The organism is Streptomyces sp. HUAS 15-9, assembly GCF_025642155.1.
In the GTDB taxonomy this organism is placed as follows: domain Bacteria; phylum Actinomycetota; class Actinomycetes; order Streptomycetales; family Streptomycetaceae; genus Streptomyces.
Genome location: NZ_CP106798.1, coordinates 9,142,296 through 9,158,522 on the forward strand (window position 1 = coordinate 9,142,296; position 16,227 = coordinate 9,158,522).

General features: G+C 69.8%; 11 protein-coding genes and 3 pseudogenes. 3 read left to right on the forward strand and 11 right to left on the reverse strand.

Translation table 11 applies throughout. The features are described 5' to 3' along the window. Nucleotides 1-237 precede the first annotated feature (237 nt). From mhpA to N8I87_RS41655, 6 genes are all read right to left on the reverse strand, one after another. Nucleotides 238-1,917: a bifunctional 3-(3-hydroxy-phenyl)propionate/3-hydroxycinnamic acid hydroxylase MhpA gene (gene mhpA, locus N8I87_RS41630; protein WP_263216118.1), complete on the reverse strand. Its 1,680-nt coding sequence runs from the start codon at nucleotides 1,915-1,917 to the stop codon at nucleotides 238-240. Next, nucleotides 1,914-3,065, reverse strand: a complete 1,152-nt coding sequence (locus N8I87_RS41635; protein ID WP_263216119.1) for a VOC family protein — start codon at nucleotides 3,063-3,065, stop codon at nucleotides 1,914-1,916. The genes mhpA and N8I87_RS41635 overlap by 4 nt, the downstream gene beginning before the upstream one ends. Nucleotides 3,066-3,217: 152 nt before the next feature. Continuing rightward, complete coding sequence (locus N8I87_RS41640) at nucleotides 3,218-4,984, reverse strand: FAD-dependent monooxygenase (protein ID WP_263216121.1); 1,767 nt, start codon at nucleotides 4,982-4,984, stop codon at nucleotides 3,218-3,220. Between the two features lie 370 nt (nucleotides 4,985-5,354). After that, complete coding sequence (locus N8I87_RS41645; protein WP_263216123.1) at nucleotides 5,355-5,705, reverse strand: DoxX family protein; 351 nt, start codon at nucleotides 5,703-5,705, stop codon at nucleotides 5,355-5,357. Continuing rightward, on the reverse strand, nucleotides 5,702-7,639 hold the full coding sequence (locus tag N8I87_RS41650) for an acyl-CoA synthetase (protein ID WP_263216125.1): 1,938 nt from the start codon (nucleotides 7,637-7,639) through the stop codon (nucleotides 5,702-5,704). Before N8I87_RS41650 ends, N8I87_RS41645 begins: the two co-directional genes overlap by 4 nt. A gap of 96 nt (nucleotides 7,640-7,735) precedes the next feature. Next, nucleotides 7,736-8,689 (reverse strand): fumarylacetoacetate hydrolase family protein, encoded by a 954-nt coding sequence (locus tag N8I87_RS41655; protein WP_263216126.1) that lies wholly within the window; start codon nucleotides 8,687-8,689, stop codon nucleotides 7,736-7,738. 154 nt (nucleotides 8,690-8,843) lie between these two features. On the opposite strand from N8I87_RS41655, the gene N8I87_RS41660 reads away from it, so the two are divergent. Continuing rightward, nucleotides 8,844-9,515 carry a TetR/AcrR family transcriptional regulator gene (locus tag N8I87_RS41660; RefSeq protein ID WP_263216127.1) on the forward strand — a complete coding sequence of 224 codons (672 nt, stop codon included), beginning with the start codon at nucleotides 8,844-8,846 and terminating at the stop codon, nucleotides 9,513-9,515. Nucleotides 9,516-10,433: 918 nt separating this feature from the next. Next, nucleotides 10,434-10,694: pseudogene (gene lexA, locus N8I87_RS41665) on the forward strand (transcriptional repressor LexA); the annotation flags it as partial. Between the two features lie 301 nt (nucleotides 10,695-10,995). On the opposite strand, the gene N8I87_RS41670 reads toward lexA, so the two are convergent. From N8I87_RS41670 to N8I87_RS41685, 4 genes and pseudogenes are all read right to left on the reverse strand, one after another. After that, nucleotides 10,996-11,604 (reverse strand): hypothetical protein, encoded by a 609-nt coding sequence (locus tag N8I87_RS41670; RefSeq protein WP_263216128.1) that lies wholly within the window; start codon nucleotides 11,602-11,604, stop codon nucleotides 10,996-10,998. A gap of 85 nt (nucleotides 11,605-11,689) precedes the next feature. Further along, the gene (locus N8I87_RS41675) at nucleotides 11,690-12,328 is read right to left on the reverse strand and encodes a hypothetical protein (protein WP_263216129.1); all 639 of its coding nucleotides are present in this window, start codon (nucleotides 12,326-12,328) and stop codon (nucleotides 11,690-11,692) included. A 278-nt stretch (nucleotides 12,329-12,606) separates the two neighbouring features. Next, on the reverse strand, nucleotides 12,607-13,053 hold the full coding sequence (locus N8I87_RS44195; protein WP_317633545.1) for a hypothetical protein: 447 nt from the start codon (nucleotides 13,051-13,053) through the stop codon (nucleotides 12,607-12,609). A 44-nt stretch (nucleotides 13,054-13,097) separates the two neighbouring features. Next, nucleotides 13,098-13,265: pseudogene (locus N8I87_RS41685) on the reverse strand (transposase); the annotation flags it as partial. A gap of 196 nt (nucleotides 13,266-13,461) precedes the next feature. On the opposite strand from N8I87_RS41685, the pseudogene N8I87_RS41690 reads away from it, so the two are divergent. Next, nucleotides 13,462-14,847: pseudogene (locus N8I87_RS41690) on the forward strand (ISL3 family transposase); the annotation flags it as partial. A gap of 23 nt (nucleotides 14,848-14,870) precedes the next feature. Here the strand turns inward: N8I87_RS41690 and N8I87_RS41695 are convergent. Beyond that, on the reverse strand, nucleotides 14,871-15,947 hold the full coding sequence (locus tag N8I87_RS41695; RefSeq protein ID WP_263216130.1) for a tyrosine-type recombinase/integrase: 1,077 nt from the start codon (nucleotides 15,945-15,947) through the stop codon (nucleotides 14,871-14,873). Nucleotides 15,948-16,227: the final 280 nt, after the last annotated feature.

A 16,227-nucleotide genomic window follows, 5' to 3' on the forward strand; every position in this document is an offset into this window, starting at 1 on the left:
GAGCGCGGACGGTGCTCGTGAGCCGTTACCCGGACGTCGGCAGCCGGTCCTTGATCCCGGCCGGGCGAGGAACACAACGCTCAGGGCGACGGCGGCCAAGCGCTCCATCGTCACCCGCCGCCGAGCCCTGTGCGGCGGGCGGGGACGGGGGGTTGTCCCGGCTGACGTTCCCACACCCGCGAAACGACCCTGTGAACAGGCACGACGGAGTGCAGGTCGCGGCTCGGCGATGGGCCTTCAGCCGCCGTCACCCAGGTGCGTGGGCACGGCAGCGGCGCTTCCGGTCGTACCGGCGCCGCTGCACAATATGGGCGCCCAGGCCGCTGCGGCGGCCGCAAGGTCGTCTCCGCATGCTCGGCCGTGGCGGGGGCGGGTCGCGGTGGCGAGGACGACTCGGTCGGGGCGGAGCAGGACGGCGCCCGCACGGCCCATCCAGCGGACCAAGGCGCCGATGCCCGGATCGGCCCCGTGCCCGTTGCCGCCCGTGCCGGGCTGTTGCCGCCGGGGGTTGTGCAGATTTAGGACGCGGGCGTCCAACGCTCGGACGAGGGCGTGCAGGGCCGGGCTGAGCGGTGCAGTGGCCAGAAGTGCGAAGTTCTCGCCGAGCAGATCGTCCAGCGGACGTGGGGTTCCGTCGGCGTCGGGGATCAGCGGCTGGGGGCACAGCGTGCCGGGGCGTGGATGGCCCAGGCGGCGGAAGCCGACCAGAGGTCCGGACCGCAGCGGCGGGCTGACGGCGGACAGGACGAGACCGGACGCGCCCGGCAGGCGGGAGAGGGCGGGCAGGACGGCGTTGCGGGCCAGTGCGGTGCCCGTGCCGCCGCCGGTCATGACCGCACCCACGCCCACGGCGGTACGGATCAACTGACGTGCGTGGCGACGCCGTTCGGCTTGGTAGGTGTCGAGCAGGGCCTCGCTCGCACGGCCGGTGAGGACACGGGCGAGCTTCCAGGCGAGGTTGTGGGCGTCGCGCATCCCCGCGCCCATGCCCTGCCCGATGAAGGGCGGGGTGAGGTGGGCGGCGTCACCGAGCAGGAAGACGCGGCCCTTGCGCCAGCGGTCGGCGACCTGGGCACGGAAGGTGTAGAAGGCGGTGCGTAGGACGTGCAGCTCGTCCTCGGCGATGCCCGGTGTCCAGGGAGCGATCAGCTCGAGCAGACGCCCCCGGTCGGTGAGCTCCTCTGGCTGTTCGCCGGTGCGCAGGCGAAACTCCCAGCGGTAGCGGTCCTCGCCGACGCGCATGTAGGTGGCCGCCCGCCCGGGATCGCAGATCTGGTGAACGCCTTCCCAGGCGGGCAGCGGCACACGGCAGCGAATGTCGACGACAAGCCACTGCTGCTGGGATGCGAGGTCCTGCATCCGGGAGCCGATGGAGGCGCGGACCAGGCTGCCCGCGCCGTCGCAGCCCAGGACGGCGTCGGCCAGGAGCCTGTGGGAGACGCGGGTGCCCTCGTCGCGGAAAGAGACCTCCACCGGGACGCCACCGTGCGGGGGCGGGGTCACGGCGGTGACCTCGATGCCTCCGCGCAACGTGATCGAGGCGTGCTTCGTGAGGGTGTCCCGGAGCAGTTGCTCCAGCTCGGGCTGGTCGAACATGTTGGCCTGGGGAAAGCCGTGCCATCCGTACGGACTGTCGCGCAGGAACTCGGCCAGCACCCGGTGCGAGCCGTCCAGCAGCCGCATGCCGCGGGCGGGACGGGTGATTTCGCTGAACGCCTCGTGGATGCCCACGGCTTGGAGGATGCGGTGCACCTCGTCGTCCAGGTGGACGGCGCGCGGCAGCGGATACGGGGCGCGATGGCGTTCCAGGACCAGGGCGGGCACGCCGTGACGGGCGAGGAGGGTCGCGGCGGTCAGCCCGGTGGGTCCGGCACCGATCACCACGACGGGTACGTGCTCGGGGGCGGTGGCGGTCACTTGCTCAGGGCTTTCATCAGGCCCATCAGCCGGGCTCGGTCGATTTCGTTGTCCTCGCGCAGTGCGGAGATCGCCTGGAGGAGCGCCCCCGGAGAGGGGGTGGTGCCGAGGAAGTCGCGGGTGGCGGGCGGGCCCCACTGGGCCAGGCCGGAGGCGGACATCGCGGCCCAGCCGGGTTCCAGCGTGCTGTCGAAGACGTCGCCGTCGGCGTAGTGCTCCAGCATGAAGCGGTCGGGGTCACGCCAGTAGTCGAAGATCTGGCTGCCCTGGATGTGTCGGCCGATGCCCCAGGAGTGGTGGTAGCCGCGCTCTCGCAGGTACTCGCCGCCGGCGGCGAGCGTGTCGAAGTCGGCGACCTGATAGGCGGAGTGGACATACCCCGTGTCGGGGCCGAGATGCATGGCCAGGGTGTGGTGGTCGGCGGGTTCGTCGCCACGGTCGCAGCGGATGAAGGCCATGGTGGGGCCGCGGTCGCGCTGCCCGTCCAAATAGAGGAAGTCGCTGACGATCAGGCCGAGGTGCTGCAGGTACCAGTCCAGGGCGCGCCGGAAGACCCGGGTGGAGAGCACGACGTGGCCCAAACGCTGCACCTGGGAGGGTTTGCGGGGCGGGCGCTGGGTGGCGTTGATGCGGGCGGCCGCGGTGGTGGTGCCCGTGTTGAGGATCAGGGGCTGTCGCAGCGGTCGCGCGGGCTGCTCGGTGACGCCGTGCACGACACGGACCGGGATGCCGGAAGGGTCGAGCAGGTCCACGGTGCGGCCTCCGCCGTACTCGGTCAGGGTGCGGACCTTGTGGCCGGTGGCCCGGGCCAGCCGGTCAAGGTCAGCGGCGTCGGCGGCCTGGAAGGCGGGGCCGATGAACCGGGAAGCGGGGCCGCGGCGGATCACCAAGCAGTGCGGTCCGGCCATGGCACCCCGTAGATAGAGGGTGTCATCGGTACGCGCAGCGGTGGTGAAGCCGAAGTCGTGGGCGAAGGTCTCGGCCCGGTCCAGGTCAGGCTTGGTGAACTCCAGCCAGGCCAGGTCGACCACTTTGATGACGGGCTGAGCGGCTCGGCCGGAGTGCTCTCCGCGCAGGGCACCCTGCTCGCTGTGCAGTCCCTGATGGGCGTCGGCAGTAGGGGCGGGGGTGGATGTCGGTTCGTTCACGGGGGATTCCTTCCTGTGGCCTCCACGACCTGTCGCGATGGCGGGGCGGGTGCCGCGGTGTGCCGGAGGCGAGGCGAGGTGAGGATTGGAGGCCCGGCCCACCGACTGCGGCGGTGATCGGCAGGCAGGGTGGCACGGCGGGTGAGCGGTTCCTACCGTGCGAGCAGGGTGTCCAGTGCGGTGGTGAGTTCGGCGACCGGGTCGGTGGCCGCGCCGTGGGCGCGCCAGCCGATGAAGCGGTCCGGGCGCACCAGGACGGCGCCTTGCGGTGTATGACCTCGGGCGGCGGTCCAGGTGGAGCGCAGGTCGCGGTAGTCGCCGTCGACATGGCCGACCCGGATCGCGTCCACCGGCAGCCCGCACTCGGCGGCGATCTTCTCGGCGGCTTCGCACCAGGCCTGACCGTCCTCTCCGGCGATCAGCAGCAGGCGGCCGGGGCGCACCAGGCGGGCCAGGGCCACGCGACGGCCGCCGAGGTCCTCCAACAAGGCGTGGGGCAGCGGGTGTCCGGGGCGGGCGGCGGGCTGGTAGACGCGGACCGGGTCGGGGTTCTCGGGTGCGGGAGTGCCGTCGAGGACGACGGCCGCGGAGTCGTACGTGTAGCCGAACTCGACGCCCAGTTCGTTGAACTCCATGGACTGGGCGGCCACGGCAGCGAGGAAGGTGCGGCGGATGTCGGCGTCGGCGGGGTCCTCGCTCCACAGGCGGCAGGCCTGCCGCCAGTTCTCCTCTTCGCTGGCCTGGGGCCCGCCGCCGAAGAGGGCGTTGATGGCGATGTGGTTCATGGCGTTCTCCAGCGAGCGCTGGACGTTGGTGGCGTCCGCCGGGCGCCGTTCGGCCTCGTAGGTGTCGAGCAGGGCGTCGCCGGCATGGCCGTTCAGGACGGCGGCGAGTTTCCAGGTGAGGTTCTGCACGTCGTGCATGGCGGAGGTCAGTCCGAGGCCGCCCGTGGGCGGGTGGCGGTGGGCGGCGTCGCCGGCGATCAGAACGCGGCCGACGCGGTAGCGGTCGGCGACCACGCCCTCCAGAGTCCAGCGGGAGATCATGTGGACCGTCAGATCCTCCTCGCTCAAGCCCAGCCCCGTGCGCAGGTCGGCCAGGACGGACTCGTCGTCCAGCGCACGGCCGTCATCGGGCCCGTAGTTGAGGTGGAAGACCCACTCCTCGGACTCGGGCCCCCAGTGGTCGGGCCCCATGGGCACGAGAACGCCGGGGATGCCGAGGCCGGGCAGCCACAGCCAGCGGATCAGCACCTCCGGGTCGTGCGCCCAGCGGGACAGGTCTGCGGAGATGTGGAAGGAGACCACACGGGCGAGGTCACGCACGCCCTCCTGGACGATGCCCAGTGCGGGTCCGACGGTACGGCCGCCGTCGCAGCCCAGCAGGTAGCGGGCCCGCACCCGGTAGGTCTCGCCTGTGTCGCGGTCGGCGACGGTAGCGGTGACGCCCTCGTCGTCCTGGCCGAGTCCGGTCAGCTCGTGGTGGAAACGGACCCGGCCGGGCGAGAGTTCCTCGGCGCGGGCGCGCAGGACCGGCTCGAGGCGGATCTGGGGCAGGTTGGATTGCCGCTCGGGGCTGGCCGCGAGCCACTCGGGTGAGCGGCCACCGGCTCCCCAGGCCTCCATCCTGGCGACCCTGCGGCCGTAGTCCTCGTGGTCGCCGGCCAGCCCGACGTACCAGGCGGTGTGGGACATCTGCTCGGCCGGAGTGGAGGCGGCGTAGATCGTGTCGGCCACGCCGGCGTCGCGCATGACCTCCATGGCGCGCTGGTTGAGGACGTGGGCCTTGGGCAGGACGGAGGTGCTGGGCCAGGCGGTGACCAGCAGGGACTCTATGCCCATGCGGCTGAGCAGCATGGAGGCGGTGAGCCCCGCACCGCCTCCGCCGACGATGAGGACGGGGACGTCGATGTCGTTCATTGGGTACTCCATGGGGTGTCACGGCTCGGGGCCATGGGGTGGGGACGGCTCAGGGAGCGGCGGGGGAACAGCGCCAAGAGCGTTTCCCGGTCGATTGATCGGGGCGGGGTGCCGGTCCCGAGTGCCGAATGAGGGGACGCTCCGGGCCTGGGCGGCCAAGGCGGTGGAGACGCAGTGGGCGCCGTACGAGAGGAAGGCGGCCTGCGGCGGCGCTGAGAGTGGAAGCTGTGCTACGTCGGCCACCACATGGAGGTGCGGGGTGGCAGATGCTGGCCGATGTCGATACGGCTCATCGTGATCCTCCTCGGGTCCCGGGCGGCGGCTGAGCGGTCACGGCGACACGCCAGCCGGCAACAGGGTGTGTGGTCGGCTAGCCGCCGGCCAGCAGCACGAGACGAGCTGCGGCCAGGGCACCCACGATGACGGCCGGCAGGCAGCGGGCCGCCGGGTCGCCGCTGCGCAGGTGGACGACCACGGCTCCGGCCATGAGCAGGATCAGGCCGACCGATGCGGCGGCGCCGAGGGCGGTGATCCGCAGGCCGAGCAGCAGACCGGCCGCTGCGGCCACCTCCAGAGCGCCCAGCAGGCGGTAGTGGGTGGTGGTCATGCCGACGTGGGCCGCGGCCTGGCGCATCGCGGGGACGGCCGCGAGCTTGGCCGACCCGAGCAGGAGGAAGATCCCGGCGAGGAGGACGGCGAGGACGATGGCGGTGGTGCTCATGGGGTTTCTCTCTCGGGTGGCGTGCTGGGGGCGTACTGCCAGTGCAGGACGTAGCGGTCGAGGGCTGCGGTGACCCTGCGTCGTACCGCCTCGTCGGCGTGGGCGGGTACCGTGACGCGGACACCGCCGTCGTGCGGTCGGCACAGGATGCGCTGCGGGTCGCAGTCCGCGCCCTGGGCGACCAGTTCGGCGTGGACCGCGCGGTGGGTAGCGTCCAGGCGAAGGCCGAGCTTGTACGGCTTGCCGACGGCGGTGAGTGGGATGGCGTCGATCACGCACACCTCGCGCGGGGCGGCGGCGCGCTCGGGGACCCGTTCGGTGGCCCAGGTGAGCAGTTCCTCGGGTTCCACGCCGGCGCCGGGGGCGAGGGTGACGTAGGCGACGGGCACCTCGCCGGCATGCGGATCGGGACGGCCGACCGCCGCGGCGGCGGTGACGCCGGGATGGGTGAGAAGGGCGTCCTCGATCGCGGCCGGGTCGATGTTGTGACCGCCGCGGATGATCAGGTCCTTGGCGCGGCCGGCGAGGTGGATGAAGCCGTCGGCGTCGATTCGGGCCAGGTCGCCCGTGTCCAGCCAGCCGTCGCGGATCTTCCCGGCGGTCTCCAGGCGCGGCCCCTGGGCGGTGTGCTCGGCGACGTAGCCGGCGAAGAGGACCGGGCCGCTGACGGCGAGCACTCCGGTGGCACCCGGCGGCAGGTCGTGCCACTCGCCGGTGTCCGGGTCGATCCGCACGGTCTTGACCTGCTGGTAGGGCAGGCGCCGCCCGACACTACCGGGGCGGGTGTGACCGGGCAGGCCGAGAGCGGAGGCGCAGGTCGCCTCGGTCAGCCCGTAACCCTCGCACAGAGGAATGCCGGTGTGCTCCTCGAAGGACTCCCGTACGGCGGGCGGCAGAGGCGAGGCGCCGACGGCGGCGAACCGCATGCTGGAGATGTCCGCGTCCACGGGGACACGGGCGAGGACGGAGTACACGGTGGGCACGCCGGACATGGTGGCGATGCGGTAGTGCTCCACCAGCTTCCAGAACACCGGATACAGCTCGGGATCCCGGTAGCCCAACGGCCCGGCCCACACCACTCCCCGGCCGCGCAGCAGCGGGCCGAGCAGGGTGACGATCAGGGCGTTGACATGGAACAACGGCAGCGCCGCGAACATCACCGAGTCCTCGTCGAGAGGAATGCTCGCCGCCACCATCCAGGCGTCGACGACCTCGTTGGCGTGCGTGTGCGCGGCGAGCTTGGGAGTGCCGGTGGTGCCGCCGGTGTGGAAGTAGGCGGCCAGGTCGTCGGCGGCCGGGGGCTCGATGTCCACCAGCCGGCCGGAGGGATGGGACGCGGCAAGCTCCGTGAGGTAGCCGACGCGTACGCCCTCGATGGGGTCCAGAGCGGGACCATGGCCGTCGGCCATGGTGGGGGCCAGGGCCAGCAGTGCGTCCAGCCGCAAGGCCGCGGCGACCTGCCGGGCCGTGGCCCACACCTGTGCATCCAGCTGCGGACCGGCGGCGATGAGCACCCGCGCACCGCCGCGCCGCAGCAACTGCTCGACGTGCTCGGACGCCAGGCCCGGGTTCACCGGGACGGCGATTCCCGCGGCCTGCGCGGCCAGCAGGGCGGCGGGCAGCTCCGCGGTGTTCGGCGCGAGCAGGCCCACGGCGGCCCGGGGGGTGACGCCGAGGGAGCCCAGCAGATTGGCGGTGCGATGCACCTGGTCACGCAGTTGCGCGAAGGTGGCTGTAGCAGGGCACAGGAAACGCGCGGCATCGGACAGCACCGTCAGGGCAGGACGGTCGGGCCACAGACGGGCGGCGCGAATCAGGGCGTCGTAGGTGGTGGCGGGCAGGCCGCGCTCATGCAGCGGAACAGCCTCGATCGCGGACAGGTCCGCGATGCTGTCGGGGGCGGGCCACAGCAGGTCGGTGGATGTGAGTGTCACCGGTGCGCCTTTGCAAGGTGAGGGATTGGGGTCAAGTGGCTGGCCCGGTACGGGGATGCCGGGTCGGCCGGGCCCGGGCGGGGGGCCCGGGAGTCGTCAGCGGGTGCGCACCACCGTGCGCTGCTCGCCGAGATCAAGTGCGCCGTCATCGGTCGCGATGCAAGCCGTGACGACGTCGCCGTCCTTGAGGTAGTCGGGGTTCGCCTGCTGGCGGGCGAAGAACTTCTGCCAGCGCTTGTGCGGGGGCAGCAGGGCGGCAAGCCTGGTCAGGAGCCTGCCGGGGGATTTCAGGGCGGTGCCGCCGGGCGTTCCGGTGAGCAGGACGTCACCGGGCTGCAGCGTCTGAAAGCGGGCCAGCAGGCTGAGTGCACGGGCGGGTCGGACGATCATGTCCGTCGTGGTGCGGTCCTGCCGGGTGGTCCCGTTGACCTTCAGCGTGAGCCGCAGGTCCGGCAGGCGGGCCAGATCGTCGGCATCGACCAGCAGCAGCCGGGGCCCAAGCGGAGTGAAGGTCGGGTACGACTTGGACTCGTAGAACTGCGTCTTGGGCAGCTGCAGGTCGCGGGCGCTGACGTCGTTGGCGACGACCAGCGCGGCGACGTACGCCGGCAGGTCGGCGTCGGTGACCTCGGTGCCGACCGGCAGGCCCGCACCCATCACCAGCCCGAGCTCCACCTCGTAGTCCAGGAAGCGCACGTGCTGGGGACGCACAATGTCCTGGTACGGGCCGCTGACGGACCCCGACGCCTTACGGAAGAAGGCGGGCGGGACGGTGTCCGGGTCGAACCCGGAATCCACCGCGTGGGAACGGTAGTTGACCATCTGCGCCACCACCCGGCAGGGAGTGGTGACGGGCGACAGCAGCTCCGCCTCTCCACCGGAAAGCCCGGCGTCGGGGTCAGCAGCGGCGCGGGCAGCCGCCTGCCGCACGGCGGAACGGTCGGCGAGCAGGCCAGCGGTGGTGTCCGCGTCGGTGTCGACGCGGTGCAGCCGTCCTGTGCCGCTCTCCACCCACCAGCCGTCTGTAGTGCGGACGACCTGGATACTCATCGGCTCTCCTGAGTCCTGGACAGACGTCGACCGGGCCGCTCCCGCGAGCAACTCCAGTCAGCAGTGATGAGAGAATCAGTTCAGATGACAGAATCGTCAATAGTCATCAGTGTTGATGAAATCATCAAAACTGATCATTGGATAAGGTAGAGCGATGAGCATCGACCGACAGGGCAAGGCCAACAGCCGGACGCCCAGCCCCGCGCCCAACCGCCTGGACCGGCGCAAGGCGCGTACCCGAGCCGCGCTGATCGCCGCCGCGCAGGGGTTTCTCGCCGAGCAGGGGCGGACCGACGTGAGCATCCAAGAGATCACCGAGGCGGCGGACGTCGGCTTCGGCTCCTTCTACAACCACTTCACCAGCAAGGACGAGCTGTTCGACGCCGCCGTCGCCCTCACCCTGGAGGAACACGGCGTCCTCCTGGAATCAGTCGTGGGAGACCTGGAGGATCCCGCGGAGATCTTCGCCGCCAGTGTCCGCCTGACCGGCCGGCTGCAGCGCACCCACACACAGATCGCCAGGATCCTCGTCCGCACCGGCATGCCCTACCTGACCTCCGACAGCGGCCTGGCCCCGCGGGCGATGCGGGACCTGCAGGCCGCCGCCGACGACGGACGGCTGGACATCGACGACCCGCACACCGCCGTGGCCATGGTCGGCGGCGCCCTGCTCGGGGTGCTCCACCTGCTGGAGACCCGCCCGGACCTCGATGCCGAGCATGTTTCCGATCAACTGGCCACTCGCCTGCTGCGTATGTTCGGCATGACACGCGCCGAAGCACAGGAGATCGCCAGTCGGCCCCTGCCATCGCTGCCCTCGGCCTGACCCAGGCGATTGTCGAGCCCCGGCCACCCACAGGGGACTGCGCTGCTCGGCGGCTTCAGCGCCACCGGTCGTCCCGCCGAGAGGTGTAGCAGGGCGGCCTTCGTGTCGTCGCAGGTCACAGTGACCACTGGGCCGGTTTCGGGGCGCCGGGCAGTCCCGACCGCCTCACCAGCTCGCGCAGAGGTCCGAGTCACTCGACCGCGTCAGGCGCAGGCAGGTCCTCTGGACGGGCGGGCGGAATTCCTACACCACTCGGCGGGACACAATCCGGTCGTACGCAACATCCATGACGCCGAACTGCTCGGAACCTCGCCCATGTCCCCCGCACGCGACGGCGCGTCGTGCGGGCCGCCGCTACCTGGGCTCCGACCCACAAGCCATCGGCTTTCGCTGGTCCTCGGGCATCTGGCCCCTCTGGGCCCACGTAGCCCGCGTGGTCACATCGCCATCGCGGGAAAGACGATCCGTGGAAGAACCCCGCCTGCACCTGGCTCGGCCATGGCGACTGGACCTGACCCTCGGGGCTGCCGGCTCCGTCACCGAGCTGCGCATTGACGTACTCGACGGGCATCACCGCCAAGCACAAGACGCTTGCCCGGCCCGCCACCGCACTCACTGAGCAACTCGACCGCCAGCTCGGCCTCGGCACCGGTCAGCCGGCCTAACATTGCCGCCTGCTCAGCTCGCTGCGGGCGGCCAGGTCACAAAGACCGCCCAACTGGCCGCACCACCACCGCCCCCACGCCGAGGAGCGGTCCGCTCCCTGGAGAGACAGGGCTCTGGCCGGTGTCGCCGGAGCCGTCGCCCTCAGGGCCGCCGTGATCGGCCTGACCCTGAACAACGAACGCGACGTACGGTGCGGGGGTTCCGCCACAATGACCCGCGGGTTCGTCGCCAGAGTGCGCCAGGAAACCAGGAACCTGTCGATTTCGGGTCGTCGGCGACTCCATGATCGAGGCCGCGATCTGCGACGGCGACTGGGTCACCGTGCGCCGCCAGCCGGTCGCCGAGAACGGCGACATCGTGGCCGCCATGCTGGACGGCGAGGCCACCGTCAAGCGCTTCAAGCGCGAGGACGGCCATGTCTGGCTCCTCCCACACAACTCGGCCTATGAGCCGATCCCCGGCGACGACGCGACCATCCTGGGCAAGGTCGTCGCGGTGCTGCGGCGCGTGTGACGGCTGCGGCAGGCGAGCACTCCAGCCTCGTCCCCTGACCGGGCAGATGGGGCTCGGCCTGCCCGCCGCCTCCTAACCTTCTGACGTACTGGATCCGCTGCGACGGCCAGGAGGTCGGCTTCGTGTCGCTGGACCTACGTAGCAGCGGCGCCGTCGGGAGATGTGCCGCCTGAAAGCGATGGCGAGCACGAGGCGGTGCTGAAGGAGGCCTGCCGCCCGCCTCAGCCGGAGTGGCTGGTGATCGTGCTGTGTGCGGTGGGCGGCCTTGCATCGCCCAGGGGTTCATGTCGCTGACCGGAATTTAGAGGATGTCGCGGACGAGATCGGGTTCATCCGGCTCCGCATCGTGCCGGTGGCCGCCTTCGCCGAACAGCTCGCCGAGGGCCATCGCCGGGAACTGGAGGGGCTCGTCGCGTCCTTCCATCTGGATCCGTACCCGCCACTGGCCCTCACGGTGCGCGAGGAGCACATCGACCCAGTCCGGTCCGAAGGCCTGGAGGCCGACCAGTTCGGGGCCGCCCTCCGGACCGTAGTGGCGGTGGGTCGGCAGCGAGGCGAGGTCCTGGATGAGCCATGCCAGGTGGGCCCAGCCCGGGGATGCCGCGTCCGGCATCCAGTACTGGCCGACGCGCTCTGTCCCCTCGGCCGGGATGGCGCGGCCGTCACTGGTGGCGTCTCGCCGACGGGAGGTCTGGGTGTCGCAGAACTCGAAGGTGCGCATGGCCACGTCCATGCGGCGCAGCTCGATGCCTTGTGTCCCGGCACGGAAGACGAGGTCGGAGACGCTGAGGAGGAAAGCCGCCGTCGCGTCGTCAGCGGCATGCTGTTCGCTCGGTTTGTTCGCGGAGGGCGGTCCGTAGGAGGCGACCGTCACCGTTCGCGTCCGGCGCCTCTTTCCGCGGGCCGCCATGATGCTCCCCCTTGCGTCTCGTGCGGATACCGCCCCGGCTGGTCTTCCGGGGCGGCATCCATGCTACCGATCTTCTGACGTGTACTCAGGCAGCCGGGACGAGGCGGCCCTTGCTGACCTTCAGTGGCTTGTAGGAGAACACATACTGATCTCCGGGGGCGGCAGTGTTCAGGGCCGTCATGCGCGGCTTGAACTTGGTGTTCACCCAGGTCGGGCACTTCTCGGTGCCCACGCAGAAGGCGGTGACCGCGCCGAAGAAGGCGAACCGGCCGCGCCCGCCGGTGGCGGTCATCGTCTCGTCGGTGGCCAGCAGCATCTTGCGCCGGTCGACGACCTTACAGCGGCCGCCGGAGCATTTGACGCGGTGAGCGAAACCGGTCAGATTGTAGCGGGGGCCCCTGAGGTGGTCGATGTTGGGCGACTTGGCCAGCCAGCCGACGAGGCCGTACTTGGTGATGTTGTGCTTGACCTTGATCTTGGTCCAGCCAAAGCCGACCATCTTGCCTTTCTTGTTGCGGTGGTACTCGCCCAGGCGCAGCGGCAGCTGGTACTTCTTGCTGCGGGAGTAGTCGAACTCCTTGAGCACCTTCATCTTCGTGTCGCCCTTGGCCTGGGCCGACTGCGTCTGCTGGGAGACCTGATCCTGCACCGCGTTCGCCGGCGCGGCACCGGCGAGCAGACCGGCCGCCACGGCGCCGACAGCCACCATGCGTATCTTCTGCATGCTTCCTCCCCGTGATCACCCCCTGAACAAGGGGTAGATGATCACCCTACGGAAGCGGAAGCAGTGCTCTCCATTGTCTCTTTGCGCACATCCCTTTCAGGCAGTATCAGGTCTCGCCGGTAGCTCACCCCTCATGCTGATGGAACAGAATGCACGACTCGTCAGGCAAGCTCGTAGGCAAGCCCGTTCTGGTCCTGGCGCTCGCAGCGGAGAATCGCCCGGATAAAGAAGGGGCAGCCCGTCTACGCCCGCACGGCCGACTTCCCAGAAAGTACTCGTCATCGATGCCGAGTTGCTCGGCGACGAACCGCATTACTGGCCCCACCCGTCCTCAATGAACCACAGCAGCGTGCTGCCCAGTCGACGTTCTGGGTGACCAAGTCCTCGATGCCGTCGCAGTCAGCGCCGCTGATCAGCGGGACCTGCCGATCGACCAGTGGGACATGGTCGCGCAGCTGGCGTACTGGGGTTTCCGCCAGAAGCCGTGCACCGACTACATGCGCTACGCCTACCTGCATCTCGGCTCGGACGCCGACGCCGAAGAGGCTGTCGATCTGACGTTCGACCAGGTCATGGACCGCTGGCTGAGGATGCTGCAGATGGAGAACCTGGAGGGCCATGCCTGGACGATCCTCAAGCGCCGCATCATCGACATGCACCGCAAGCGTCGGCGCCGCCCCGAGCTGATGGAGACCGCCGCGTTCGAGGCGGCGCTCGCCGGCCATCCCGACGACCCCTACGTTCCCGGGGAAGCCGCAGCGGCAGGCGTAGTCGATCTCTGTGCCCGAACAGGGATTTCGGTGAGGATGTGCATCCAGTGCTTGGCACCCTCGCCGCCGTCGCCGGCCCACAACCCGAGGATGTCCCGCCGGCCCTCGACAGTGACCGCCAGGGCCACGTAGATGGGCCTGTTGGCTACCGCCCCGTCCCGGATCTTGGTTCTGTCGACGATCTTGTGATCCGGACGGTTGAGCGGGCTGTGCCGACTGTTCGCGATCATGCATCGGGTGCTCTCGTGATGTGCTCCTGGAGTTTTTTCCGTACCTGTCCGCGCTGCTGATCGAGGAGGTTGAGCGACGGCCGGACAAGGTAGTACTGCGGGCACGAGTGCGGTCGACGACGGGGCCTGCCACTGCGGTCATAGCTCGTCGCGGGTGCGCGGCGGGTATGTACGCAAGCTGCGTGATGCCGCTGTGGGCGGTCTCGGTGTCGTGATCGAGTTACACATACGTCGCTTCCGCTGTGAGAATCCCGCCTGCACGGCAGTGACGTTCGCCGAGCAGATCGCGGGGCTGACGACTCCGCACGGCCGCTATACCCCTTTGCTGCGCGGGCTGTTGATGCAGATCGGGTTGGCGCTGGCCGGCCGGGCCGGGGCTCGCCTGACGGCCGCGGTCGGCATCACCGTGGGCAGGGACACCCTGCTGCGGATGGTCCGGTCCCTGCCCGAGCCGGAGATCGGCGAGGTTGAGGTGCTTGGTGTCGACGACTTTGCCTTCCGCAAGGGCCGTCACTACGGCACGGTGCTGATCGACATGGCCATCCACAGGCCGCTGCATCTCTACGACGGCCGCGAGGGCGAGGACCTGGCCGCCTGGCTCCAAGGCCATCCCGAGGTGAAGGTCATCTGCCGGGACCGCTCCAGTGGTTACGGGGAGGGCGCGCGGGTCGGGGCGCCACAGGCCCAGCAGGTCGCGGACCGATATCACTTGTGGGCCAACCTCGGCCAGGCGGTTGAGAAGACGGTCAACGCCCACCGCTCTCGCCTCGCAGAACCGCTTGCCGCAGCGGAGGACGGCCCCGGCCACCCGGAAGCGGAGCCCGAGGTGGTGCAGCCGTCGAAGGAGCTGAAGATCGTGACCCGGCTTCGGGAGCAGCATGCCGCCGCCCACGAGTTGTGGGCGCAGGGGATGTCGAAGGCGGCGATCGGCCGGAAGCTCGGGCTGCATCAGGCCACCGTCCGCAAGCTGGTCAACGCCCGCTCCGCTGATGATGTCGTCGCCAAGAGTCTGCAGCGGGCGCATGTCGTCGACCCGTACGTCGGTTACCTGCACCGACGCTGGAACGAAGGCATAAGAAATGCCGCACAGCTCCACCGGGAGATCCAGAAACTCGGCTATCCCGGAGGCGAGTTGGCCGTCCAGCGTCACCTGCGGCGCTACCGCACCGGGCGCGGACACGCACCCGCCGTCGGCCCCAAGCCTCCCTCGGTCCGCGAGGTCACCTCATGGATCATGACCCATCCCGAACACCTCCGCGACGGCGATGCCGACAAGCTGCACCGCTTGCGTGAGCGCGACCCCGAACTGGACCGGCTCACCAGCCACGTCAGGAAGTTCGCCGTCATGATGACCGCACGCCACGGCGACCGACTCGAGGAGTGGATCGCCAGCGTCGAGCACGACACCCTGGCTCCACTTGCGGGCTTCGCCCGCAACCTCCGCCGCGACTTCGACGCCGTCCAGAACGGCCTGTCCCTGCCACATAGTTCAGGTGCCGTTGAAGGCAACATCAACCGGCTGATTCTGTGGAATCAGAATTGTCAAGCTTGCTGCGGTTTGCCCTGGCGGACGTCGAGGATCGGCAGAAGTGTGGCGTTCGTTGGGACGTCGAGTTGCCGGGGTGTTGGTCCGGCTGGGGTGGGGGTGTCGGCGAGTCGGTCGAGGAGGCGGTCGAGCGCGCTCTGGCCGTCGGTGACGGCTGCGTGCTCGTCTTCGGTGAGTGGGATCGAGACGGCCATCTTCTGCAAGTTGCCCTTGGCTTCCAAGAGTTGGGCTCGGGTGGAGTCCTTGGGGGTGTAGAAGTCGCAGCGTGCGCAGGCCATGCGGTGCTGGCATTGCTCGAAGAAGGTGTAGGTGCAGTAGCCGTGTCCGAGGTCGTAGTGCTGCCAGGGTTCGCCGGTCGCGGCGGCGCCGGAGGCGACCGCGTCCCGGTCGACCAGGACCTCGATGGTGCGGACGTTCCGCTCGAAGTAGCCCACCTCCGAATACGCCTTGGACAGAGTGTTCGGGGTGATCTTCGCGTAGTACTGGGTGGATTGCGGCGATCGGTGTCCGAGCCAGGCTTGCAGCTCGAACAGCGTCATCGGTTCCTTGGCGTTGTAGAGCTGGCTGGCGATGGTGGATCGAGCCCGGTGGCTGGTGATGTTACCGCGGACGTCGGCGTCCGGGACTCCGGCCTTGCGGCAGAGCATCGGGATGATGGTGTTGTTGATGTAGCTGGTGGAGACGCGGCGGGCGCGGACGGCGAACAGCAGCTCGACGAACTCGCCGGTGCGGCGGTCGGTGAACTTCGGCTGGTCCGGGCGGACGGCCTGCCAGGCGTCGATGGCCTGGCCGAGGATCGGGTCAACCGGCTTGGTGAAGGCGGTGCCGGTCTTGTGGGTCGGGACGTCGAGCAGGCAGACCGCGTCGCGGGCCAGTACTTGCTGTGAGTCGCCGGCATGGGTGCTCCGTCGTGCTGCCAGCGGACGCAGCCGAGTCTCAACCGGGCGATCTCGTTGCTGCGTTGACCGGAGAACAGCCAGGTGAGCGTGACCGCGCGGACCAGTTCGAAGGGGTAGAAGTGCCCGGAGCGGGTCTGCGGAAGATCCGCGGGATCGAGGTTGAGACCGGCCCACAACAGCTTGGCCCAGACCTCGTCAGCGATCACCCGCGGGTCGGGGACGAGGAGGGCGGTGATGCTGCGGGGGATGGCCAGAGCGCGTAGTGGGTCGAAGCGGCGTGGCAGCCACTCCCATTCCTGGCAGTCCCGAAAGAAGGTCCGCAGCGCGGTGATCTGTCCGGCCTTGGTGGGCGCCTCCAGCGGCTTGCCGAGCCGGTCCTTGAGGCCGACCGTGCGCTGGACGTAGTCGCCGCCTTTCATCCGGTCCAGTGCGGCGATCCAGGTCGCGCAGGTCT